The organism is Streptomyces sp. NRRL S-646 (genome assembly GCF_000720765.1).
GTDB lineage: Bacteria > Actinomycetota > Actinomycetes > Streptomycetales > Streptomycetaceae > Streptomyces.
The window spans coordinates 420,308-443,864 of sequence record NZ_JODC01000007.1; the positions used below are offsets into that span (position 1 = coordinate 420,308).

At 71.0% G+C, this 23,557-nt stretch carries 21 protein-coding genes, 1 tRNA gene and 1 pseudogene; 9 read left to right on the top strand and 14 right to left on the bottom strand.

Annotated features, from left to right (window positions below; genetic code table 11):
• Window positions 1–90: 90 nt before the first annotated feature.
• The 8 genes from IH68_RS0117295 to IH68_RS0117335 all read right to left on the bottom strand — a co-directional run bounded on the left by IH68_RS0117295 (window position 91) and on the right by IH68_RS0117335 (window position 12,193).
• Window positions 91–3,060 carry an aminotransferase gene (locus tag IH68_RS0117295; protein WP_030935910.1) on the bottom strand — a complete coding sequence of 990 codons (2,970 nt, stop codon included), beginning with the start codon at window positions 3,058–3,060 and terminating at the stop codon, window positions 91–93.
• A gap of 50 nt (window positions 3,061–3,110) precedes the next feature.
• On the bottom strand, window positions 3,111–3,551 hold the full coding sequence (locus tag IH68_RS0117300) for an Lrp/AsnC family transcriptional regulator (protein ID WP_030935912.1): 441 nt from the start codon (window positions 3,549–3,551) through the stop codon (window positions 3,111–3,113).
• A 434-nt stretch (window positions 3,552–3,985) separates the two neighbouring features.
• A complete protein-coding gene (locus tag IH68_RS0117310; RefSeq protein WP_037884892.1) occupies window positions 3,986–7,015 on the bottom strand; it encodes a glycoside hydrolase family 2 TIM barrel-domain containing protein in 3,030 nt (1,009 codons plus the stop codon).
• A gap of 332 nt (window positions 7,016–7,347) precedes the next feature.
• On the bottom strand, window positions 7,348–8,328 hold the full coding sequence (locus tag IH68_RS0117315) for an NADPH:quinone reductase (RefSeq protein WP_030935918.1): 981 nt from the start codon (window positions 8,326–8,328) through the stop codon (window positions 7,348–7,350).
• Window positions 8,329–8,343: 15 nt separating this feature from the next.
• Entirely contained in the window at window positions 8,344–8,907 is a 564-nt protein-coding gene (locus tag IH68_RS0117320; RefSeq protein WP_051833517.1) for a PadR family transcriptional regulator, read from the bottom strand.
• A 143-nt stretch (window positions 8,908–9,050) separates the two neighbouring features.
• On the bottom strand, window positions 9,051–10,610 hold the full coding sequence (locus tag IH68_RS0117325) for an alpha/beta hydrolase (RefSeq protein WP_107057498.1): 1,560 nt from the start codon (window positions 10,608–10,610) through the stop codon (window positions 9,051–9,053).
• A gap of 5 nt (window positions 10,611–10,615) precedes the next feature.
• Window positions 10,616–11,836 (bottom strand): serine hydrolase domain-containing protein, encoded by a 1,221-nt coding sequence (locus IH68_RS0117330; protein WP_037884893.1) that lies wholly within the window; start codon window positions 11,834–11,836, stop codon window positions 10,616–10,618.
• Between the two features lie 283 nt (window positions 11,837–12,119).
• Window positions 12,120–12,193 (bottom strand) — tRNA-Pro (locus IH68_RS0117335).
• Between the two features lie 100 nt (window positions 12,194–12,293).
• On the opposite strand from IH68_RS0117335, the gene IH68_RS0117340 reads away from it, so the two are divergent.
• From IH68_RS0117340 to IH68_RS0117355, 4 genes and pseudogenes are all read left to right on the top strand, one after another.
• Window positions 12,294–12,833, top strand: coding sequence for a DUF309 domain-containing protein (locus IH68_RS0117340; RefSeq protein WP_030935926.1), 540 nt, complete (start codon window positions 12,294–12,296; stop codon window positions 12,831–12,833).
• 83 nt (window positions 12,834–12,916) lie between these two features.
• On the top strand, window positions 12,917–13,693 hold the full coding sequence (gene cobF, locus IH68_RS0117345) for a precorrin-6A synthase (deacetylating) (protein ID WP_030935928.1): 777 nt from the start codon (window positions 12,917–12,919) through the stop codon (window positions 13,691–13,693).
• A 64-nt stretch (window positions 13,694–13,757) separates the two neighbouring features.
• Window positions 13,758–15,840, top strand: a pseudogene (locus IH68_RS49860) (MDR family MFS transporter).
• A 44-nt stretch (window positions 15,841–15,884) separates the two neighbouring features.
• Window positions 15,885–16,370 (top strand): hypothetical protein, encoded by a 486-nt coding sequence (locus IH68_RS0117355; protein WP_030935930.1) that lies wholly within the window; start codon window positions 15,885–15,887, stop codon window positions 16,368–16,370.
• Here IH68_RS0117355 and IH68_RS0117360 read toward each other — a convergent pair.
• From IH68_RS0117360 to rpmG, 4 genes are all read right to left on the bottom strand, one after another.
• A complete protein-coding gene (locus tag IH68_RS0117360; RefSeq protein ID WP_030935931.1) occupies window positions 16,357–17,103 on the bottom strand; it encodes a cobalt-precorrin-6A reductase in 747 nt (248 codons plus the stop codon). The genes IH68_RS0117355 and IH68_RS0117360 overlap by 14 nt on opposite strands.
• 94 nt (window positions 17,104–17,197) lie before the next feature.
• Window positions 17,198–17,320, bottom strand: a complete 123-nt coding sequence (ykgO, locus tag IH68_RS0117365) for a type B 50S ribosomal protein L36 (RefSeq protein ID WP_030935932.1) — start codon at window positions 17,318–17,320, stop codon at window positions 17,198–17,200.
• A gap of 35 nt (window positions 17,321–17,355) precedes the next feature.
• Window positions 17,356–17,616 carry a type B 50S ribosomal protein L31 gene (locus IH68_RS0117370; protein ID WP_030935933.1) on the bottom strand — a complete coding sequence of 87 codons (261 nt, stop codon included), beginning with the start codon at window positions 17,614–17,616 and terminating at the stop codon, window positions 17,356–17,358.
• A gap of 72 nt (window positions 17,617–17,688) precedes the next feature.
• Entirely contained in the window at window positions 17,689–17,853 is a 165-nt protein-coding gene (gene rpmG / locus IH68_RS0117375) for a 50S ribosomal protein L33 (RefSeq protein WP_030935936.1), read from the bottom strand.
• A gap of 123 nt (window positions 17,854–17,976) precedes the next feature.
• Here rpmG and IH68_RS0117380 point away from each other — a divergent pair, with 123 nt between their 5' ends.
• Window positions 17,977–18,831: an HAD-IIA family hydrolase gene (locus IH68_RS0117380; RefSeq protein ID WP_030935939.1), complete on the top strand. Its 855-nt coding sequence runs from the start codon at window positions 17,977–17,979 to the stop codon at window positions 18,829–18,831.
• Between the two features lie 5 nt (window positions 18,832–18,836).
• Here IH68_RS0117380 and IH68_RS0117385 read toward each other — a convergent pair whose 3' ends face one another.
• Entirely contained in the window at window positions 18,837–19,610 is a 774-nt protein-coding gene (locus IH68_RS0117385; protein ID WP_030935942.1) for a sulfite exporter TauE/SafE family protein, read from the bottom strand.
• A 182-nt stretch (window positions 19,611–19,792) separates the two neighbouring features.
• Window positions 19,793–20,980, bottom strand: coding sequence for a thiolase family protein (locus IH68_RS0117390; RefSeq protein ID WP_030935944.1), 1,188 nt, complete (start codon window positions 20,978–20,980; stop codon window positions 19,793–19,795).
• Window positions 20,981–21,145: 165 nt separating this feature from the next.
• Between IH68_RS0117390 and IH68_RS0117395 the strand changes: the two genes are divergently transcribed.
• From IH68_RS0117395 to IH68_RS0117410, 4 genes are all read left to right on the top strand, one after another.
• Window positions 21,146–21,955 carry an alpha/beta hydrolase gene (locus IH68_RS0117395; RefSeq protein ID WP_030935948.1) on the top strand — a complete coding sequence of 270 codons (810 nt, stop codon included), beginning with the start codon at window positions 21,146–21,148 and terminating at the stop codon, window positions 21,953–21,955.
• Between the two features lie 98 nt (window positions 21,956–22,053).
• Window positions 22,054–22,536 carry a Dps family protein gene (locus IH68_RS0117400; RefSeq protein ID WP_030935951.1) on the top strand — a complete coding sequence of 161 codons (483 nt, stop codon included), beginning with the start codon at window positions 22,054–22,056 and terminating at the stop codon, window positions 22,534–22,536.
• Window positions 22,537–22,578: 42 nt separating this feature from the next.
• Window positions 22,579–22,902 (top strand): DUF3140 domain-containing protein, encoded by a 324-nt coding sequence (locus tag IH68_RS0117405; RefSeq protein ID WP_030935954.1) that lies wholly within the window; start codon window positions 22,579–22,581, stop codon window positions 22,900–22,902.
• Window positions 22,899–23,546 carry an endonuclease gene (locus IH68_RS0117410; protein WP_030935956.1) on the top strand — a complete coding sequence of 216 codons (648 nt, stop codon included), beginning with the start codon at window positions 22,899–22,901 and terminating at the stop codon, window positions 23,544–23,546. The genes IH68_RS0117405 and IH68_RS0117410 overlap by 4 nt, the downstream gene beginning before the upstream one ends.
• Window positions 23,547–23,557 lie beyond the last annotated feature (11 nt).

The following is a 23,557-nucleotide window of genomic DNA, read 5'->3' on the forward strand; positions in this document are numbered from 1 at the left end:
AATCTGACCGGCCACACCCCGGCACCGCCTCGCTGACCTGATGATCGCCGCCGTCGCGCCGCCGGGCCCCGGGCCTCCGGATGTGCGCCGTCAGCGGGAGTGGCCGAGTTGGGTGAGGGCCAGGTCGAGCATGTCGGCGAAGAAGTCGGCTGCGGTGGTGTCGATGCACAGCGGAGGCTTGATCTTGAGGATGTTGAGGTGGTCCCCGGTGGGCTGGACGATCACGCCGAGGTCGAGCATGCGGTCGCAGAGTTCGGCGGTCTCTTCCGTGGCGGGTTCCAGGCCGGCGCGGTCCCGGACGAGTTCGAGGCCGAGGTAGAGGCCCGAGCCGTGGACGGCACCGATGATGCCGTAGCGGTCGGCCAGTGTCTCCAGCCGGCTTTTCAGATGGCCGCCGACGCGTGCCGCGTTGCCCTGGAGGTCTTCGTCGCGCAGGGTGTCCAGGACGGTGAGGCCCACGATGCTGGAAACGGGGCTGCCGCCGGTGGAGGAGAAGAAGTAGCCCTGGTCGCGGTACCGGTCCGCGACCGCCCTGGACGTGATGACGGCGCCGAGAGGGTGTCCGTTGCCCATGGCCTTGGCGACACAGACGATGTCGGGGACGGCCTGCTGCTGCTCGAAGCCCCAGAACCAGTGTCCCAGGCGGCCGTATCCGACCTGGACCTCGTCGGCGACGGCCAGGCCGCCGTGCCGCCGTACCGCCGCGTACACCTGGGCGAGATAGCCGTCGGGAAGGGCGACTCCTCCGGCGTTGCCGTAGAAGGTCTCGCCGATGAATGCTCCCGCCGGGTGGCCGGCAGCGGCCAGTTCGTCGATCACCGCGACGGCCTCGGGTGCGTAGCGCACGGCATCCGGTCCGCGGTGGCGGCCGCGGTAGGAGTTGGGCGAGTCCACGGTGTGCACCCAGCTCGGGCGGGTGGCCAGGGCGTTCGGGTTGTCCTGGAGCGAGGTGGAGACCGCGTCGGAGGCGTACGTCCAGCCGTGGTACGCCTCGCGCAGCGCGACGACGTCGTGCCGGCCGGAGGCCCCGATGGCCAGGCGAAGGCCCAGATCCACCGCTTCCGAACCGGAGTTGACGAGGAACACCGTGTCCAGGGGGTCGGGGAGGAGGGCGGCGAGGCGCTCGGTGAACTCGACCACGGAGGCGTAGTGGAAGCGCGAGTTGGTGTTGAGCCGCCGCAACTGCCGGGAGACAGCCTGCTCGACACGGGGGTGGGCGTGGCCCAACGGGGTGACGTTGTTGACGATGTCGAGGTACGCCCGGCCGTCGGTGGACAGCAGATGGTGGCGCCAACCACGTTCGATACGGGGAGGGTTGGCGTAGTAGTGCTCCTGCACGGGGGCGAACGCGGCGTCACGCCGGTCGAGCAAATCACTGCCGCGCGTGCGGTCGGAGTCGGCCGGGAGGCCGAGGAGCGGGGCGGGGTCGGCGGTGAGCGCGAGCCAGCCGGCGGCGTACTCGGGACGGACCAGACGCGGGGCGGCGGGGCCGTCGGCGTGGCGCAGCGCAACGTGGACCGAGGCATCGGAGCCGAGGTGGGCGATGTCGTCGCCCACCTGCACCGCCGCACCGGCGGTGACCACGGGCTGGACCGTGCGGGGGAAGGACAGCGACAGCGTCTGCGCGCCGTGGGTGAGTTCCACGTGCCCCGGCGCCGCGGCGAGGACCTCCCCCGCGGCGGGCGCCTGCACCACGGCATCCCGGCCGAGCCAGAGGTCGATTCCGGTGGGCACGGTGGCGGTGGACACCGCCGACAGCGCGGGTGTCCGAGTGAGTCGCGCCTGGGCGTACCGGGTGGCGACGGCGGCCGCTCCGTCCGCGAACGCGGAGGCCACCAGCCGGGCCTCTGTGCCCGCGTCCATCCAGGCTCCGTGGTCCCAGGAATCGGCGTCGGTGGACAGATCGAGGAGGGTGATGTCGTCGGTGGCGAGGTCCCGCAGGAGAGGGCGCGCCGGAGCATCGGCCTGCGCGGTCCGAGCAGGGACGTCGGCCATGCCGGTCGCGTGCCCGATGAGGTGGATCATCACCGGCAGGGGCAGCGAGGTGGCCTGTTCGAAGATGCGCCATTCACGGTCGAGCGCGGCCTTGGCGTAGACGTTGTCCTCGTCGACGGCGGCCTGGTGCCGTCCGCTGGCCACCAGGACGGCGGCGCGCAGGACCACTAGCGGCCACACCGCCTCGGCTTCCTCGGAGGAGAGCGGCCGAACGGCGTGGAAGGCGCGGACGGCCGGCAGCACATGGTGAGGCTCCATACCGTCGTGGTGGAGCATCGAGGACAGTGACACGGCGAGTTCACCGACCGCCCAGCTCGTGGTCACGTCACCGAAGTCGATGACCCCGTCCGGCATGGGCGGACGGCTGTCGGGATGGCGGATCAGATTGTCGTCGGTGAGGTCCAGGTGCACGGCCTGCACCGGCAGCGCGGCGGCGAGCTTCCGGACATGAGCCCAGGCCTCGGCGGTCGCCGTCCGGACGGCGGTGCGCCGGTCGGGTTCGTCGATGTGCCCGGCGAGCTTGGCGACGACGCGGTCGGCGTGCTGCGGGTCCCACTGGAGCACGCGGTCGAGGCCCGGGTGCCGGAAGTCGCGCAGGGCGGTGCTGACCTTTCCGGCGATCGTGCCCATGCCCGCCACGGTGCCGGAGGACAGATGCCGTGGTCCCGAGAGCGTGCCGCCGGGCAGGTGGCGCAGTAGACGCGCCAAGGCCGGACCGTTCTCGGTGTCCACGGTCGTGCGCCGCGGGGAGCCGTCAGGGCGGCGCAGGACCGTGGCGATGCGCAGTTCCGGGCAGGCCGAGGCGACGAGGTCGGCTGCCGCGTCCTGGGCTTCGACCTCCACCGTGCCGAAAGCGGGGTTGGCGATCTTCAGAATCGCCGCGGGCGTCCCGTCGTCGGCGTGCAGCAGGAAGTTGGCGTCCTGCTGGCTGCCCAGCGCCTGCGCGCGAGCAGTGAGGCCGAGGTGTTCTGCAGCGATGAGCTCAGCCTCGGCCGGCGTCATGCGGGGTGCGGGAAGGGCGTCCTCGGTGAAGAAGTCGATCGTGCGGTACTCGTCGGGCAGCATGCAGGTTCCTCGGCTGGTGCGGGCAGACAGGGCTCGGACGCTTCGATGCCTCAGTCGACGTGCCACAAGAAGCGGTGCGTGTGAATACCGAAGTAGGGGAAGTTCTCCACGGATGCGACACCCTCGACAGGCCGCACGACGTCGTTGATGAAGTCCAGAAGATCCCGGGGCTGAGGGCACACCACCTCCGCGAACAGGTCGAAGCCGCCGGCCGTCAGGACCGTGTACACGACTTCGTCGTGCCGGGACAGTTCATCGGCGACCGCCCGGGGATCGCCGTCGATGCGCAGGCCCAGGAGTGCCATCGCCTGCTGGCCCAGGGTCATCGGGTCGGTCACTCCGACGACCTGGACCGCCTTGGCGTCGATCAGCCGCTGCAGCCGCAGCCTCGCAGCCGAGGGTGACAACCCCACCTTCGGCCCCAGATCGGCGTACGGGATCCGGCCGTCGACCTGCAGCTCCCGCAGGATGGCCCGGTCGATGTCGTCCATGCAGCACCTCCCTCTCCTGCGTGAACGGCAGACATTGCGCTTGTTTCAAGCACGATGCCGGATCCACGCGCTCGATTCAAGTGTGAAGACGACGGAATCGAGCGAAAGGCGCTGACACCCGACGAGGTCCAGGCTCACAGCGCCACACGGCCCGCCGACCGCATGGGGCGATCGACGGGCTTCAGTGGCCACGACGACCTCCCTCGATCGTGCGGGGGTCGACACCTCCACCCTGGTGGCTCCCAATGGCGCCGAGGTCAAGATCTCGAACACCTTCGCCGCCGACAGGTCCAGGCGCGGGTGACCGTCTGCGGGCTGTCGACCTCCCGGGCCGTCGCGGCCGACGCGGAGGCGAGTGGGGTGCGGGCGAAGACGTCCCGGTGCACCGACACGGCTTCCTCTCCCTCTCCGGTGTGGCGGGCCGATCCCTGGGCTCAGCTCTGGTGCAGGGGAGTCAGGATGAATGCGAAGTCCGCCGGGGCGAGTTCGAGCCGGTACTGGGGAAGGACACCCGGTCCTACAGCGGCGGTGCCGAGGCCCTGGACGGCATGGTCGGTGTGGAGGTGGATCGCCGGGCCCGGGACGAGATCGCTGTGGTGCCGTGCGGCGTCGAGGTGTCGGTCGGTCCAGCGTCGGGCGGCGAAATGGAACGGCTCTTCGCTCGCGACGTGCAGTCCGTTTCCGGCTCCGTCAGTGAAGGTGGCCCAGCGGGTGTCCGCACGGTTGCCGTTCTCCTGGGGGCGCACGTAGGGCGTCTGCAGTTCGTCCACGGTCGCACGGAACCGTCCGACGCGTACCGCCTGCCGCGAGTCGGGGTAGGCCTCGCCCGGGCCGGTGCCGAACCACTCCGCCTGGGACAAGCCGGCGGGCAACTCCCAGTCGAGTCCCATGCGGGCCAGTGATCGTGACCTGTTTCTGCGGACCAGTTCCCGGTACTCCTCCGGCGGGAGTTGCGGGTCCGCCATGACGTCCGGGAAGTCGTCGCCCCGCTCCGGCCAGTGACCGTCGGGCTCGGCGTGCACCCGCACGCGCAGGCTGTCACCGTCGCTGTCCCAGCGGTAGGTGGTGAGGTAGCCGGAGCTGCTCGCGGCGGCGGCGCTGCGGACGACGACGGTCATGCCCTCTGCGTCGGCGGTGACGGAGACGGTGCGCTGCCGCAGCCTGTCGAGTCCGCGGTCTTTCCAGTAGGCGGCGTCGCGCTGGTGCCATCCGCGGTCGTTGTCCGTGGGGGCGCGCCACAGGTTCAGCCGTGGTCCGCAGAGAGGGAGTTCACCGAGGGAGAGCAGAGTTCCGCTGGTCCGGTCGAAGCGGCCGGGGCCGAGCAGAATGTGCTCTCCCTCTCTGCGGGCCGGCCCCGGCAGGCCGACCGCTCGCCGGCGGTCCGTCGCGGAGAGCTGGAGCTGCCCCCAGGCGACCACGTGACCTTCGGGGGCCCAGTCGGCGGGCTTGGCCAGCTCAGCCTGGACGGTGAGCCAGAGCTCGCCCGCGCCGCCCTCCTCGCCCTGCGGGTCAATGCGGGGCAGCGGCAGCCGGCCGCGCTCGCCGGCCGCGACCTCCGGTGTGGGCAGCACGCCCTGGGCCAACTCGACCCCTTCGCGGGCCAGCGACCAGGTGAACCGCAGATGGGACAGGTCAAGCAACTCGTAGCGGTTCTCCACCACGAGGGCGTCCACCTCGGGGCCGGGGACGATGCGGACGGGGGCGATCACCTTCGCGTACTCCAGGAGACCGGGGGAAGGGGTTCGGTCGGGGAGGACCAGGCCGTCGCAGATGAAGTTGGAGTCGTGCAGGTCTTCGCCGAAGTCGCCGCCGTAGCCGAAGAACTCGCGCCCCTGTGCGTCGTGGGTGCGCAGTCCCTGGTCCATCCACTCCCAGACATAGCCACCCTGGAGGCGCGGGTACTCGGCCCACAGCCGCACGTATTCGGCGAGCCCTCCGGGCCCGTTCCCCATCGCGTGGGCGAACTCGGTGAGCAGGAAGGGTTTGCGGTTGCGCGGGTCGTCCGCCGGGTCGCCGGAGCCGGCCTGCGGCGGGTAGTTGACCTCCCCCGGCAGCAGCTCGCCCCGGCCGATCCGGGCGACGGCGGCGGGCGGCCGGTACATCTCGGCGTGAACGTCGGTGTACTCGCCGAGCCGGTCGCCCTCGTAGTGGATCGGGCGGGACGGGTCGCGCCGCCGGACCCACTCGGACATGGCCCGGAGGTTGCGGCCGTCCCCGGCCTCGTTGCCGAGCGACCACAGGATGACGCTCGGGTGGTTCTTGTCCCGTTCCACGGTCCGCTCGATGCGGTCAAGGTACGCGTCGTGCCAGCGGGGGTCGTCGGAGGGGTTGCGCTGCCAGGGCTCCGGATCGGCCTGCTCGAAGCCGTGGGTCTCGAGGTCGCACTCGGTCATGACCCACAGGCCGAGCTCGTCGCACAGGTCGAGGAAGGCGGGATGCGGCGGGTAGTGCGCGGTGCGCACGGCGTTGATGTTGTGCTGCTTCATCAACTCCACGTCACGGCGCATGGTTTCGAGGGAGAGCGTACGGCCGTGATGGGGGTCGAACTCGTGCCGGTTCACGCCGCGCAGCACCACCCTGCGGCCGTTGACCCGGAGCACCCCGGCCTCGTCGACGGCGACGCTGCGGAACCCGACCCGGATCCGGACCCGCTCCCTGGTGGTGGCCACGTACGCCTCGTAGAGCTGTGGATCCTCCGCGCTCCAGGGCCGTACGGCCGCGAAGGCGAACCCGGCCTCAACCGGCTGGTTGTGGATCCCGAGGGAAGGGAGGTCGATCCGCACCGGCGCATCCGCGTCGACCTCCACCCGGAGCCGGCCCGCGCCGGTGTCCGCGTCGTAGTCGGCGTGCACGAAGACGTCGCGGATGCCGCCCGCGGGGCGGGCCAGCAGGGACACGTCGCGAAAGATGCCGGACAGGCGCCAGGTGTCCTGGTCCTCGAGGTAGGTGCCCGCGGAGAACTGGTGCACCCGGACTGCGAGGACGTTCCGGCCCGGCCGCAGCACCTCGGTCACATCGAACTCGGCCGGCAGCCGGCTGCCGTAAGTGACGCCCAGCTCCCGGCCGTTGAGCCAGACCCGGGCGCAGGAGTCCACGCCCTCGAAGCGCAGGACGGCCGGAGTGTTCGCCCAGGTGTCGGACAGATCGAAGATCCGGCGGCAGTCCCCGGTCTCGTTCTCGTCCGGGACGAAGGGCGGGTCGACCGGTATCGGATAGGCGATGTTGACGTAGATGGGCCGGCCATGACCGTTCAGCTGCCAGTGCGCGGGGACGCGAAGGGTGGCCCACGACCGGTCGTCGAAGTCCGGGGCCTGGAATCCGTCCGTTTCCGCGCGCAGGACGGGCGAGAACCGGAACGCCCAGTCCCCGTTGAGGTCGATTCGGGGGGCGTCGGAGTCCAGGGCCGCACGCGACGCGGCCCTGCCGCGGCCGGGTGCAAAGTCCTCGAAATAGCGTGCGGACATGCGGAATCCTCCGGCGGTTGTGGGTGATCCGCGTGACCGTACTATCGAAGGCGTCTTGCGGGAAGCGCCGCCATCACCGAAGCCGAGTCAACTCCGCGAGCGGGAAATCGGGTTGAGAATTCCGTCATGCACGAGAGGTTGACGTTGCCTACGGGCTCCTATGATTCACGGCGTCCGGAGCTTCGCTCACCGTCCGAGATAACGACCGTTTCAGCGACAGCACCCGCAGCACGCAGTCCAGGCCGTACGGCCGCAACTGGCCGGCCTGCGCGTGAGACACCAGGGCCCGTACTCCTACGGGGGAAAGATGACGAGGTCCTGCCGGAGCTTCTCTACCGAGGGATGTCGATCAGGACGCGGCCGCGGCCTCCGGCGTCGATGCGGTCGTGGGCCTTGGCGATGTCGGCGAGCGGGAAGCGGGCGCCGACATCGACGGTGAGGGCGCCGACGGCGGCCGCGGCGGTGAGGTCGCGGGCGGCCTGTCGTCTGGCCTCGGCTGGGAAGTCGTCGCTGCCGAGCAGGCGCAGGGTGACGTTGTTGAACAGCAACGTCCAGAACGGGATCTCGGTACGGTCGTCGCGGGTGGCGTACGCGGCGATGACGGCGCCGTTGGCGGCGACGGCGTCGTCCAGGTCGGCGTTGTCGGACAGGGCGACCTCGATGATCCGGTCCACGCCGCCGGGTGCGTGGGCGCGGATCGCGGCTGCCGGGTCTCCTGAGTCGAGGGCGACGGCGTGGGAGACGACCGCGGGATCGATCCGGTCCAGATCGGCGGAGTGCCGCACGGTGCCGATGACTGTGGCCCCACCCCAGTCGGCGAGCTGGGCGGCCAGCGAGCCGACGCCGCCCAGGACGCCGTTGACCAGGACGAGTCTGCCGTCGACGGGGCCGTCGGCGAAGACGGTGCGGTGCGCGGTGATGCCGGGGATGCCCAGGCTCGCGCCGAGGTCGTCGGAGAGGTGGTCGGGCAGCGGGACTGCGAGGTCGCCGGGGACGACGGTGTACTGGGCGGCGGTACCGAAGGGGCGGTAGGACTGGGCGCCGTACACCCACACGCGCTGCCCGACGCGGCGCACGTCGACGCCGTCGCCGACGGCGTCGATGGTGCCGGCGGCGTCGCTGTGGGGGATCACCCGCGGACAGGGCATGGCCGAGCCGGTCCAGCCGCGTCGCTTCTTGGTGTCGCCGGGATTGGCGCCGGAGACGGTGACGCGGACACGTGCCTCACCGGGGCCGGGGGTGGGGTCGGGCAGCTCACCGAGCTGGAGCACCTCGGCGGCCGGGCCTTGCTGGTCGTACCAGGAGGCAAGCATGTTCAGTCCTTCCGGTCATGGGTGCGGGGTCCGGGGTCGGGGCTGCTCGTCTGCCCCTTGGCTGCCGTCGCCGTCCAGGACCTCGTGGAGCCAGGCGCGTTCGGCGCGGCTGGTGGCACGGGCGGTGAGCAGCATGCCGCGCCGGTAAGGGTCGCCGGCCTGCTCGGCGCTCAGCGGTGTGTCGCCGTCGTAGAAGAAGCTGGCAGGCGCCTCCAGGAAGTCCAGGCGGCGGCGCAGCACGGCGTGCTGCTCGGCCCGGTCGGGCAGCAGCGAGAGGAACGCCAGGATCACGAACCAGCGGGAGAAGTCGGTGATCTCGTGCTCGGCCGGTTCCCGCAGCCGCCGCAGCATGTCCTCGCGTCCTGCCGTTGTCAGGTTCAGCACATACCGGCCACCCCCGGCCTCGGGGGCCGGGCGCCGTTCGATCAGCCCGGCCTTCGTCAGCCGGGTGATGGCCGGGTAGAGGGTGCCGTCGCTGACCGGACGGCTGTAGCCGGTCAGGTGCGTGATGCGGCGGCGCAGCTCGTGACCGGGCAGAGGGCCTTCGGCGAGGAAACCGAGGATCGCGAGTTCGAGCATGCCCCCAGACTCTCACATCGAAACGATGTGCACATCGTTTCGATGTGACGTGGGCCAGGGCGCGGATGACGGGCGTGTGGCGGGCGGTGCGCGCGGCGCCCATGAGCACCCGGGATGCGGCGTACGCATGTGCAGCCCGGCGCTCACAGGCGGCGCGCCCCGCAAGTGACGTCCGTGGCCGGGAGGCGGCCGGTGGCGAGGTAGGTATTGACCGTGGCGTCGACGCACGGGGTGCCGTAGACGCCGTACACCGCGTGCTGGTCGGCGCCGCGCAGGGTGACCAGGCGGGAGGCGGGCCACGTCCGGCGCACCGCTGTGGCGCCGTCGTAGGTGGTGCGCGGGTCTCCGGTGGCGTTGACGAGCAGTGCTGGGAGGTCGTCCCTGATCGTGGTCGGGTGCTCGCGGGGCGGGTCCCAGAAGGCGCAGGGGTTGAGGTTGTTCGTGACAGGGCCGAACAACGCGTCCCGCACGCGTGCGTGCTGGACGTCGCGCCAGTAGACCTCCGGATCCCGCGGGGCGGCCATGTCACCGCACAGGATCGCCATCTGGACGCTTCCGTAGTGGGAGTCGGCCCCGGTCAGCTCGAACTCGAGAACCTCGGCGAGCCACGGGGACGGGATGACCCGGTGCCCGTCCGCCGCGCGCTGCATGTCCCGTACCCCCTGCGCAAAGTCCCCGTAAGCGGCGTCGTTGTCCTGCGAGAGGCCGTTGAAGACGATGAGGGGCACTACGTGCTCGTCCACTCGGTGGGCGCCGAGCCGCAACGGTGTGCGGGCGGCGACGGCCTGGACGCCATCCACGACCGCCAGCACCGCCCCTCGGGTACGGCCCAGGCCGTAGGTCGCGTCACGGGCGGCGGCCCACGAGGCCCAGCCTTCCAGTGCATGGCGGTTGGCCTTCTCGGTGCCCCGCAGCAGCCGGGGACCGTACCGGCCCGGGTTTATGACACCGTCCAGGACGACCCGGTCGGTGCGGCCGGGGAACATCGTGGTGTACACCTCGCCCAGGTAACTGCCGTACGAGTACCCCAGATAGGAGATCCGCCGTTCACCGAGCGCGGCGCGGATGACGTCCAGGTCGCGCGCGGTGTTCCGGGTGGTGACGTACGGCAGCACGTCACCGGCGCGCTGCCGGCAGCGCTGGGCGAGGTCCTCGGAGAACGCCGCCATGCGCTCGAACCCGTCGCGGTCGACGCCCGCGCTCCGCAACGCGGAGCCGGTCGGCCAGTGGCAGTCCAGCGGGGTGCTGCGGCCGACGAAGCGGGGATCCACGCCCACCACGTCGTAGCGTGCGCCGACCTCCTTCATCGCCTTGCGCACCCATGGCGGGTCACCGAGCGTCTGTCCGCCGGGGCCGCCGCCGTTCAGCAGCAGCGGGCCGACGCGGTGGGCGGTGTCGGTGGCGGGGATCCGGGAGATCGCGACGGTGATCGTACGGCCGTCGGGGGCGCTGTAGTCCAACGGCACCGTCACATCGGCACATTGGGCGCCCGCCTGCTCCAGCTCCTTGCCGGTCGCGTCGTTCGGGCCGAGCACACAGCTCTTCCAGTCGAGGCGCTGGTGGTGGTAGCGGGCGAGGGGGTCCGAGGCTGCCTGGGCCGGGAGGACCGTGGCGGGCAGCGCGGTGAGGGCGAGAGCGGTGGCGGCCAGGCCCAGGGCGGCCTTTTTCGCCGTTCCCGACGCACACGGCAGCGAGCGGGCCAAGCGGATCACTGATGTTCCCCTTCTGTTGGTTCTGTTCCTTCGGAAGGCCGCTCTTCGCAGAAGGCGGTCTGGACCGTGTCGAGGAAGTCCTGTTCGGCCTGGAGCGTGGCCGGTATCTCGTTGAGCGTGACGGCGACGCTCCGCCCGTCGGGGCCCACGGCGGTCAGCGCCCGGTGGCCTCCCGGCACGGTCCCTGCATGGCCCCACCACAGGCCGCCGCAGCGCAGCGGGGAGGCGATCAGGCCGAGCCCGTAACGGGCGCCGGGCCACAGCCGGTCGGGGTCGGCTGCCACCGTCCGCCGCATGTCGGCCAGTTGGTCCGAGGGCAGGAGACGGCCGCCGAGAAGCGCGGTGATGAACCGGGTCAGGTCGGCGGGCGTGGAGACCAGTGCGCCGCCGACCCCGCCGAAGGTCGTGTTCCAGGCGGTGCCGTCGGCGAGGCGGCCGTCCTCGGCGGTGAAGTAGCTGCGCGAGTGCGGTCCGTGGATGCGCGTGTCGTCCCCGGGCCAGTATGTGTCGTGCAACCCGAGGGGCCGGATCACGCGGCGGGTGATCTCCGCCTCCGGAGAGTGGCCGGTGACCTCGCGGATGATCAGGCCCGCGAGGAGGTAGTTGGTGGTGGCGTAGTGCCACTCACCGTGCGGGCGCGGCAGGCCGAGGGCGCGGGCGACGAGCTCACGAGGCTCGAAGTGGCGGTACCGGATGCGTTCGGGGTGCTCCCATTCGGGGGCGTCGAGGTAGTCGGGCAACCCGCTGGTGTGTTGCAGAAGCTGCCGTACCGTGATTCGGCGGCCGTCGTAGCCGTTCTGCCGGATCAGACCGGGCAGGTAGCGGTCGACGGGAGCGTCGAGCGCGATCCGGTGCTCGGCGGCGAGCTGGAGGACGACCGTCGCGGTGAACGTCTTGGTGACGCTGCCGGCGCGTAATCGGTCGGTGGCGTTCATGGGGCGGCGCGTGCTCAGGTCGGCCGTCCCCGCGGTCTCCGTCCAACTCCCGCAGGATGCGCCCGCGGTGTCGGTGACCAGGACAGCGGCACCGGTGATCCGGTGGCGATCGGTGAGCGTGCGCAGTGCCTGACGCAGTTCGCCGTGCGGTCCACAGACGGCGTGCTGCCGGGCAGCGGTCGGCTGTGCGGCAGCCGGAGCGACGGGCACGACGACGGCCGCCAACAGGACCGCCACGCCTGTGCGTCTGCCCAGCGTCGAGATGATCAGGGAGGGTGTCATGCGCCATAACGCTAGGCACGCGCCGCGACGGGGTCACTCGGGCTGGCAGCCGATTCGCGGGTGGGGGCAGCCACAGTGCGCGACAGGGGGCATGCCCCCGGGCGAAGAGAAACGCCGCCGACTCGGCTGCCTCGGCCCCACTTCCGGGCCGTGCACCCGCGGATGCACGTGGTTCGCCGGCCGGGCCGGTCAGGTGCGTCGGTCCCCAACTGGTCCCCAAAAATGATCAAGGGGCCGTTTCAGATCTCCTCTGAAACGGCCCCTGACCTGCGACTTCGCAAAGTCGGGACGACAGGATTTGAACCTGCGACCCCTTGACCCCCAGTCAAGTGCGCTACCAAGCTGCGCCACGTCCCGGTGCGCTTCCCGCGGTGGACCGCGTGATCGCGCGGACAGCACTTTACCCCACGTGCGGGGTGGTGCCGAAGCGGGCCGGAGGCGCGGGACAATCGGGCGTATGGGCAGTACGGGACGCAGAAGCAGCGAGTCGTTGGGCCGGGTGGCCGGGGCGCGGGACCGGGACGGCGAGGGGCGGGCGCGCAATGCACGGCCGCGGGACGGGCTCGGGCGGCCGTTGCCGTACGGCGCGGACGGGGTGGCCCGGCAGCCCGAGGGAGTCGTGCGCACCCCGGAGCAGAGCGTCGCCGAGGCGCAGGAGCTGTTGGACGCCGGTAAGCCCTTCCATGCGCATGAAGTGTTCGAGGATGCGTGGAAGTCGGGGCCGGAGGAGGAGCGGGAGCTGTGGCGGGGGCTGGCGCAGGTTGCCGTGGGGCTCACGCATGCCGCTCGGGGGAATGTCACCGGCGGTGCCCGGCTGCTGCGGCGGGGCGCCGGAGCCGTGGAGCGGTGGGCGGCGGAGTCGGGGCGGCAGCGGCCGTACGGGCTGGATCTCGTGGAGTTGGTTGGGTGGGGGCGTGCGCTCGCAGATGACGTGGAGGGCGGCGGAACCGTCGATGCCGGGGCGCGGGCGCCGCGGTTGCGCGGGCGGACCTCGTAGGGCCGGTAGCGCCTGCGGCGTCCGTACCCGCTCGGTAGGGATGCGGTGTACGGACTGTCAGTGGTGTGGGGCAGACTCGGGGTGTGCGAAAGATTCATGTCATCGGTATCGGCGCGGGCGACCCCGACCAGCTCACCCTGCAGGCGGTCAGGGCGCTGCGGAGCACGGACGTGTTCTTCATTCTCGAGAAGGGTGAGGTGAAGGACGACCTCACCCGCCTCCGCCGGGACATGCTCGACGCGCACATACCGGACGGGACGTCGTACCGGGTGGTCGAGGCGCGGGATCCGGAGCGGGACCGGAAGGCGGGCGGTGCGGCCTACTCCCCAGCCGTCGGGGACTGGCGCAGTGCCCGCGCCGACATCTACGAGCGGCTGATCGCCGAGGAGCTGGGCGAGGACGAGAGCGGCGCGTTCCTGGTGTGGGGGGATCCGGCGCTGTACGACAGCACGATCGGGATTCTGGAGGAGGTGCGGGAGCGGGGTGGTGTTGAGTTCGACTATGACGTCGTGCCTGGCATCAGTAGTGTCTCCGCGCTTGTCGCCCGGCATCGCACCGGGCTGAACCGGGTGGCCAGGCCCGTTCAGATCACCACCGGGCGGCGGCTCGCCGAGGGCTTCCCGGAGGGCGTGGACGACGTGGTCGTGATGCTGGACGCCCACCAGACCTTCCGGCAGTACGCCGACGAGGACATGGACATCTACTGGGGCGCGTACATCGGCACTCCGGACGAGATCCTGGCCTCCGGGCCGATCCGTGAGGCCGCGCCGCGGATCGAGCGGCTGCGGGCCGAGGCCCGGGAGCGCAAGGGGTGGATCATGGATACGTATCTGCTGCGCAGACATCCCGGGGAGCGGTAGGCATGCGCCACCCGAGTGGATCGCCCCGCATGCACCGGTAGTCCACCGGTGTGATCGTGACCTCGTGACAGTGACCGAGGACGCCGCCCCGCCTGCCGCCGCACCGCAGCCGCCCGTGCTGGACCCGCGCCGCCGCAACGTCATCTTCGTGACAATCATGCTCGGGATGCTGCTGGCCGCCCTCGACCAGACGATCGTGGGCACGGCCCTGCCGACGATCGTGTCGGATCTCGGCGGTGCCGCGCACATGTCGTGGGTGGTGACCTCGTATCTGCTCGCGGAGACCGTCTCGACCGTGCTGGTCGGCAAGTTCGGCGACCTGTTCGGCCGCAAGGTGGTCTTCCAGGTGTCGGCGATCGTGTTCATCACGGGCTCGTTCCTGTGCGGTCTGGCCACGAACATGTCGCTGCTGATCGCCTGGCGGGCGATGCAGGGCGTCGGCGCCGGCGGGCTCATGGTGACCGCGATGGCGCTGATCGCCGATGTGATTCCGCTGCGGGAGCGGGGCAAGTACCAGGGCGCGATCGGGGCGGTGTTCGGGGTGGCCACCGTCATCGGGCCGCTGCTGGGCGGGGTGTTCACCGACCATCTGACCTGGCGCTGGGCGTTCTACGTCAACGTCCCGATCGCGATCGTCGTCGTCGCCGCGGCCGCCCGCACCATCCCGGTGGTGAAGTCGGCCTCCCGGCCCGTCATCGACTACCTCGGCATCGCGCTCGTCGCGGTCGGGGCAAGTGCCCTGATTCTGGCGACCAGTTGGGGGGGGCAACGAGTACGCGTGGGGTTCGGGCGTCATCATCGGCCTGTTCGTCGGGGGTGCGGTGGCGCTCGGGCTGTTCTGCTGGGCGGAGACCCGGGCGCGTGAACCGATGCTGCCCATGCGGCTGTTCGGCAACCCGGTGTTCACGGTGTGCTCGATCCTCAGCTTCATCGTCGGCTTCGCGATGCTCGGCGCGATGACGTATCTGCCGACCTATCTGCAGTACGTCGACGGCGACTCCGCGACGATCTCGGGCGTGAGGACGCTGCCGATGGTGATCGGACTGCTGATCGCGTCGGTGTTCAGCGGCAATGTGGTCAGCAAGACCGGCCAGTACCGGTTCTTCCCCGTCGTCGGCTCCCTGGTGATGGGCCTCGGCCTGTATCTGATGTCGCTGATGGGGCCGGGGACGGGGGCCTGGCTGGAGTCGCTGTACATGTTCGTGCTCGGCACCGGCATCGGACTGAGCATGCAGGTCCTGACGATCGCCGTGCAGAACACCGTCGACTACGCCGACCTGGGCACCGCGACCTCCGGTGTGACCTTCTTCCGTACGCTGGGCAGTTCGTTCGGCACCGCGGTGTTCGGCACGATCTACACCAACAGCCTCAAGCCCAACCTCGCCGACGGGATCGCGACCGCCGCGAAGACCGGCGCCGTCGGCCCGGCCGCCCTCACCAAGGCCGCTACCAGTCCGGAGGGTTTGCACAGGCTGCCGGCAGCCACCGCCGCCCCCATCGTCGAGGCCTACGCCGACACCATCCAGACCGTCTTCCTGTGGACCGTGCCGGTCGCGGCCGTCGGCTTCCTGGTCTCGCTGTTCCTCAAGCAGGTCGAGCTGCGGGACAGCGCCCGCAAGGGCTCGACCGACATGGGCGAAGGTTTCGCGTCACCGCACGGCGCCGACTCGCAACGGCTGCTCGAAGCGGCCGTGGGGAAGCTCATCGGCGGCACGGATCTGGACACCGTGCGCCGGATCATGGCGGAGTCCGACACCCGGCTGGACATCGCCGGTGCCTGGGCCGTGATGCAGGTCGAACTGCACACCCGGCTGGTGGGACACGCCAGTCTCGGCATGATCGCCGCCCGTCGTCATCTGCCGCCGGAAGTACTGCTGCCGGTCTTCGACCGCATGGTCGAGGAGGGCTGTCTGACCCGCGACGGCTATCTGCTCTCCCACACCGAGACGGGTGAGCGGGAGGCCGCAGTGATCAGCAAGGCGTGGGGCAGCTGGCTGGAGGCAAGGGTGCAGGAGGACGTGGGCCGCCCCACCGGAACGGACCTGCGGGCAGCGGTGGACACCATCGCCAAGCGTCTCCTGGTCGAGGACCTGAGCACCGGGCTGCCCCAGCGGTCGCGGGAGACGGCCACGGCTGCCGCCGCCTGAAAACGGGGTGCTCCGCGCGGCGGACGGTCGCCATACTCGGCCCCATGTCTCCCGCACCCGTCCGCTTCCACGACACCCGCCGCACGGCATACGACTTCGCCGAGTCCGCACTGGTGCGCTGCCCGCGCTGCGACCGCGTCGCCCACTTCGAGCAGCGGCCGGGCCGGACGGCGGACGCCCGGGGCCGGACGTATCCGGAACGGCGTCTGGTCTGCCGCTCCTGCGGCCTGTCCCGCATCGGCAACGGACCGCACTGTGGGCCGCGGCGGCCCGGGCAGCGCTGTTACAGGCCGGCCCTGTGGCTGCGGGCGGAGACCAGGCACGGTGAGCTGTGGGCGTACAACCTCGAACACCTCGACCTGATCAGGCGGTTCGTCGTCGCCGATCTGCGGGAGCGGGCTCCCTGGTACGACACGGGGAGGAAGATGACGCTGGTCGCGAGGCTGCCCGCCTGGATCAAGAGTGCCAAGAACCGCGGTGAGGTGCTGCGCGCGATCGATCGGCTGCGGGCGTCGGTCACGTCGGGCTGAGGCCCAGCCGGGCGAGGGCTTGCGGCACGTCGGGGACGGCGGTCACGCCTTTGGGCAACGGCGGCCTTTGTACGACCACGACCGGCAGCCCCAGTCCGCGGGCGGCCGTGAGCTTGGCGGCCGTCGCCGCTCCGCCGCTGTCCTTCGTCACCAGGACGTCGACCAGGTACTCGCGCAGCAGCGCCGTCTCGTCGTCCACCGTGAACGGCCCGCGGGCCAGCAACACTTCCGTGTGCGGCGGCATCGGCGGCTCGGGGGCCTCCACGGACCGTACGACGAAGTGACGGTCCGTCAGATGAGCGAAGGCGGACAGGCCCATGCGTCCCGTGGTCAGGAAGACGCGGGGGCCGAAGCGCGGCAGCAGGTCCGCCGCCGCGGCGAGGGACGGGACCAGGTGCCAGCGGTCCTCGGGGCCGGGCCGCCAGCCCGGCCGGCGCAGGACGACGGCCGGGACGCCGGTGGCCGATGCGGCCTGTGCCGCGTTCGCCGTGATGGCCTCGGCGAAGGGGTGCGTGGCGTCCACGAGGGCGTCCACGTGCTGCTCGCGCAGCCAGTCGGCCAGCCCCTCCGCCCCGCCGAAGCCTCCGACGCGCACCTCCCCTGCCAGCGCGCCCGGCCGGGTCACCCGCCCTGCGAGTGAGGTCGTGACGCGGACGCCGGGGTGTGCCGTAAGCGCGGCGGCCAGTTCGCGGGCCTCGGTGGTGCCGCCGAGGATCAGGACGTGGGGGGACATGGGTGCGAGCGTACGAGGTCGGCGGTGGGCGCGAATGCGGGGGATGCGGGACGGCCGCCCGGTGGGTGCACCGGGCGGCCGTCTCATCTGGCGCTCAGCCCTGGCGGGCCTTGAAGCGGGGGTCCTTCTTGTTGATCACGTAGACCACGCCCCGTCGGCGGACCACCTGGGCGCCGGGCTTGGACTTCAGTGAGCGCAGGGACTTGCGGACCTTCATGGTTCTGCTCTCCTCGGGTAGGGCGCGGGGCCGCGTCAGTGACGGGTCGCCGGGGAGCGGCCGTAGCGGCGCTCGAAGCGCTCCACCCGGCCGGCCGTGTCCAGGACCCGCGACCTGCCCGTGTAGAAGGGGTGGGACGCCGAGGAGATCTCGACGTCGATCACGGGGTAGGTGTTGCCGTCCTCCCACTCGATCGTCTTCGACGAGTCGGCGGTGGAGCGGGTGAGGAAGGTGACGTCCGCGGTGCGGTCGCGGAAGACCACGTAGCGGGAGTCGGGATGGATGCGGGGCTTCATGGGGTTTCCTTTCCGGGGCCGCGGTCCTGAGGTTGATACCTCGGGGCCTCGGCCCGGTCGTCGCGGGATGCTTCAGCGCTCCTCGCGGAACTCGACGTGCGCGCCGGCCACGTGGTCGTACTTGCGCAGGACGAGTCGGTCGGGGTCGTTGAGGCGGTTCTTGCGGGTCACGTAGGTGACGCCGGTTCCGGCCGTCGACTTCAGCTTGACGACGGGGCGCGCGGTGCTGCGTGCCATGAGGTTCTCCCTTCGCCCACGCCACGGATCTATGATCCGAGCATGTCAATCACAGCTGGTCCAACAACGCCTTCGGCCGTCGCATTCCCGGGGTGGCGGGTGGTGCGCGGTTATCGTCCAGGCATGGAGTCAGTACGTGAGTCCGTGCGTGGGTCCGTGCGTGCCGTCCTCATCGACATCGACGGGGTGCTCACCGTCTCGTGGGAGCCGTTGCCGGGGGCGGTCGAGGCGCTGCGGGAGCTCAGGGAGGCCGGGTTCGGGGTCGCGCTGGTCACCAACACGACGTCGCGGACCCGGGCGTCGATCGCCGGGACCTTGCGGGAGGCGGGGTTCGCGGTCGACGCGGACGACATCTTGACCGCGCCCGTCGCCACCGCCGCCCACCTCGCCGAGCAGTGTCCGGGTGCGCGGTGTGTGCTGCTGAACAGTGGGGACATCCGGGAGGATCTCGACGGGGTCGCGCTGTTCGACCCTGCGGATGCCGCCCCGGAGGCTGTCGACCCGGACGATGCGGAGAGCGTGCCGGACGTCGTGATCGTCGGGGGCGCCGGGCCGGAGTTCGACTACGACGCGCTCAACCGGGCCTTCGGGTATCTGCAGCGCGGGGCCCGGCTGGTCGCCGTACACCGCAATCTGTACTGGCGTACCGATGCCGGACTACAGCTCGACTCCGGGGCGTTTCTCGTCGGGCTGGAGCAGGCCGCCCGGACGGAGGCGGAGGTGACCGGAAAGCCGTCGGCGGCGTTCTTCGAGGCGGGGCTGGCTCGGCTCGGGGTGGGGGCCGGTGAGGCGGTGATGGTCGGGGACGACATCGAGTCCGATGTGCTGGCGGCGCAGCGTGCGGGGATCACCGGGGTGCTGGTGAAGACCGGGAAGTATCTGCCCGAGACGCATCGGGATGCGAGCGGTACGCCGGATCACGTCATCGAGTCGTTCGCGGATCTGCCGGGGCTGTTGCGGGGTTCGGCGGAGGAGTAGCTCGGTCAGCGCAACAGCAGCTGCAGGCCGCCCACGACCGTCGCAGCGATCACGAGTTGTTCGAAGAGGCGCTGGTTGATTCGGTTCACAGCCCATTTGCCGAACAACGCACCGGGCACGACGAACACCGCGAGTGCGGCGTCAAGGAACAGCGAGCGGCCGTCGATCAGGCCGAGGCCGGCGCTGAAGGGCACCTTCGACACGTTCACGATCAGGAAGAAGAACGCCGAGGTGCCCAGGAACCCGAGTTTCCGGAAGCCCGCCGAGAGCAGGTACATCGACATCACCGGGCCGCCCGCGTTGGCGACCATCGTGGTGAAGCCGCCGAGGACGCCGTACGAGCGGGCCTTGACCCGGCCGGACCTCGTGGCCACCGAGTCCGGCTCTTCGTCGGCCTCCGCCGTGCGCCGCCGCCACACCGTCACGCCCGCCATGAGCAGCAGGATCGCGCCGATCGACGTCCGTACGATCCCGTCATTGGCCCACATCAGGAACACCGTGCCCACGACCACGCCCGCCGCGACCGCCGGGAACAGCCGCCACAGCGTGGGCCAGTGGGCGTGCCTGCGGTAGGTGAGGACGGCGAGGACGTCGCCGACGATCAGGACGGGCAGCAGGACGCCGGTGGAGGCGCGGGCGGGCAGGACCGCCGCGAAGATGGCGAGGCTCACCGTGTTGGCCCCGCTCACGGCGGTCTTGGAGAAGCCGACGAGGAGGGCGGCGAAGGCGAGGGCGGCGAACTCCCAGCCGGTTATGTGCCAGAGCGTCATCGTGTTCATGCGGGGACCGATGCTATGTGCAGCCAACGGGGCGTGTAAGTACCGTCTCGCTGGTTGGCGCCGGCGGTGGTGCGGCCGTCACTGGGGGCTGCCGCCCCCAGACCCCCGCTTTCAGCCTGAACGGCCTCGTCCTCAAACGCCGGACGGGCTGAATTACCTGAACCGGCGCCCAGAAGTGCCGTCTAGTGCCGCTCCACCAGCACCGCGCTCCCCTGCCCCACCCCCACGCACATCGTCGCCAAGCCCCGCTCCGCCCCCGTTCGCCGCATCCGATGCAGCAGCGTCGTAAGAATCCGGGCTCCCGAGCAGCCCAGTGGATGGCCCAGGGCGATCGCGCCACCGCTCGGGTTGACGAGGTCGGGGTCGATGCCGAGCTGGTCGATGCAGGCCAGCGCCTGGGCGGCGAACGCCTCGTTGAACTCGGCCTCCTGGATGTCGGCGACGGTCCAGTCGGCGCGGGCGAGGGCCTTGCGCGTGGCGGGGACCGGGCCGATGCCCATCACGTCGGGGTGGACCCCGGCCGAGGCGCCGGCGACGTAGCGGCCGAGGGACTCCAGGCCCAGCTCGTTGAGGGCTTCCTCGCTGACCAGGAGGAGGCCGGCGGCGCCGTCGTTCATCGGGGACGCGTTGCCCGCCGTGACCGTGCCTCCGGTGCGGAAGACCGGCTTCAGGCGCGCGAGTTTCTCGTACGACGTGTCCTCGCGGATGCATTCGTCGGCGTCGACGAGCACGCCGTCGGGTCGTTCCACCGGCAGGAGTTCGTCGTCGAAGTGGCCGTTCTTGCGGGCGTCCGCGGCTAGTCGGTGGCTGCGCAGGGCGAACTCGTCCTGGCGTTCGCGGGTGATGCCGTGGCGGTCGGCGACCTCCTCCGCGGTCTCGCCCATGGACAGCAGGCCGTGGAGGTCCTTCATCGCCGGGTTGACCAGGCGCCAGCCGAGACGGGTGTCGACGGTCTCGATGCGGTGTGGGAGGGCCTCGTCGGGGCGGGGCAGGACGAAGGGGGCGCGGCTCATCGACTCGGAGCCGCCCGCGAGGACGATGTCGGCCTCTCCGGCGGCGATGGTGCGGGCGGCCGTCGTCACCGCCTCCAGGCCCGAGGCGCACAGTCGGTTGACCGTGGCGCCGGGGACGGATTCGGGGAGGCCGGCGAGCAGGGCGGCCATGCGGGCGACGTTGCGGTTGTCCTCGCCGGCCTGGTTGGCGGCGCCCCAGTAGACGTCGTCGATGCGCGCCGGGTCGAGAGCGGGGACGTCGGCGACGAGGGACCGGATCACGTGCGCCGCGAGGTCGTCGGGGCGCACGGAGGACAGGGCTCCGCGCAGCTTTCCGATGGGGGTGCGGCGGGCGGCCGCGAAGTGGACGGGGCGCACGACAGGACTCCTGACCGACGGCACACTTAATTAGCGCTGCTAGTTTTGGAGTGTAGACCGCTGCCGCGTCGCCTGGGAAGATCCCGGAAGGTCACCAGGTCACCAGGTCACCAGGACACCAGGACACCAGGGGCCAGGACCTTCACCGATGCAGCTGGAGGAGACATGGCCGACGCCCGCGAGCACGTCGTCACGGGGAGCCACGGATCGATCGCCGTACGCGAGTGGCTACGGGAGCGGCCCCGGTATCTGGCGCTGGTCGTGCATGGCTACGGGGAGCACGCCGGCCGGTACGAGGAGGTGGCCGGGGTGCTGGTCGAGCACGGGGCCGCGGTCTTCGCGCCCGATCATGTGGGGCACGGCAGGTCGGCGGGTGAGCGGGTGCTGGTCGAGGACTTCGAGGACGTGGTCGGTGACGTCCACCTCGTGGCGGAGCTGGCACGGTCCGTGCACCCGGGGGTGCCGGTCGTGCTGATCGGGCACTCCATGGGCGGGCTGATCTCGGCCCGTTACGCCCAGCGCCACGGCGACGGGCTCGCGGCGCTCGTACTGTCCGGGCCGGTGATCGGCGCATGGGAACTGCCGGGGCAGCTGCTCGCGCTCGACGAGATCCCCGATACGCCCATCAGTCCGGCCTCGCTCTCCCGCGATGCGGCGGTCGGGGCGGCGTACATGGCCGACCCGCTGGTCTGGCACGGTCCGATGAAGCGGCCGACCGTGGAGGCCTTCGCCCGGACGCTGGAGACCGTCGTCAAGAGCGGTGATGTCGGCCGCCTGCCGCTGCTGTGGCTGCACGGCGAGGACGACCGGTTGGTTCCGCCGGCCGGGAGCCGCGTCGGCGTCGAGCAGCTCAGCGGCGGCGACCTCACCGAGCGGATCTATCCAGGCGCCCGGCACGAGGTGTTCAACGAGACCAACAAGGCCGAGGTCTTCGCGGATCTGTCCCGATTTCTGGACGGCGTGCTCACACACTGAGACGTCATTAGGCGGCCCGGCGTCTTGTTTGCACCACTTCGCCATGGGCACCCGAGCCCGCGTGGAGTGACCGCAACGACTGGAAGGAGAAGCGCCCTATGACTGCGGTGAAGAGCACACTTCCGGAACCGGCCCGCAAGATCGCCGGTGACGCGCTGCAGAGCACTCTCGTGGATCTTCTCGGGCTCTCACTGATCGCAAAGCAGGTGCACTGGAACATCGTCGGCCCGCGGTTCCGCTCGATCCACCTCCAGCTCGACGAGGTGGTGGCCACGGCCCGCTCGTACGCCGACACGGTCGCGGAGCGCTCCTCGGCGCTCGGCCTGCCGCCCGACGGACGGCCCGAGACGATCGCGGCGGCCTACACGCTGCCGGGTCCGAAGGACGGCTGGGTGCGCGACGCGGACGTCGTCCAGCTGATCGCGGACGCGCTGGAGGCGGCGATCGGACGGCTGCGCGAGCGCATCGCCGCGACCGCCGAGCCGGATCCCGTCACCCAGGACCTGCTGATCTCCCTCACCGCGGAGCTCGAGAAGCAGCGGTGGATGTTCGACGCGGAGAACTGGCCTCGCGACGACTGACCCGTCGACGGCCGGACCATGCACGTACGGAAGGGGCACTCGATGACCGACGCCCTCGAACTCGACGCGCTGTGGGAAGACTTCCACCGCGCGGTGAACATGACCTCCCAGGAGCTTGCCGCCTGGCTGCGGGTGAGTGACGCCGACGAGAGCACGGAGTCCCTGCCCGACCAGGCGGGCTCGCCCACCGGGCAGCACGTGCTGGCGATCCTGCAGAAACGGCGCACGGATCTCACGGACGACGACATCCGTGTGATGTACGAGGTCGTCGACACGGTCACGGACCTGGAGAGCGAGCCCGAGGCAGAGGACACCGACCGCCGGCACCGGCTGATGACGATCGGCCACGACCCGCTGAAGCCATGAGCGGTCAGAAGGACGTCGTACGCGAACTGGTGTGGGCGCATGGGCAGACGTTCGCCGAGGAGGCGGGCATCACGCTCAAGGACACCCCGCAGCCGCTGTACCGGCTGCTGGTCCTTGCGCTCCTGTTCAGCGCCCGCATCCGCGGGTCCATCGCCGTCGACACCGCCCGCGAGCTGTACCGGGCGGGCCTGCGCGACCCGCGCCGGATGGCCGAGGCCGACTGGCAGCAGCGGGTGGACGCGCTGGGCCGCGGCGGCTACCGCCGCTACGACGAGCGCACTGCCACTCAACTCGGCGACGGCGCCGAGCTGTTGACCGAGCGGTGGGGCGGGGATCTGCGCCGGCTGCGGAAGGAGGCGGACGGCGATGTCGACGAACTGCGCCGTCTGCTCCAGGAGGTCCCGGGCCTGGGCCCGGCCGGCGCCGACATCTTCCTGCGCGAGGCACAGCAGGTGTGGCCGGAAGCCGCACCGTACCTGGACCGCAAGGCGCTCGACGGAGCGGAACGGCTGGGGCTGCCGAAGGACCCTGACCGGCTGGTGAAACTCGCCGGGGACACCCAACCGGCCGTGCTCGCCGCGGCGTTGGTGCGGGCGGCGCTCGACAAGGAGGTGGCCGAAGACAGTCTCCGCCGCGCGGCATGATCGTGTAACAC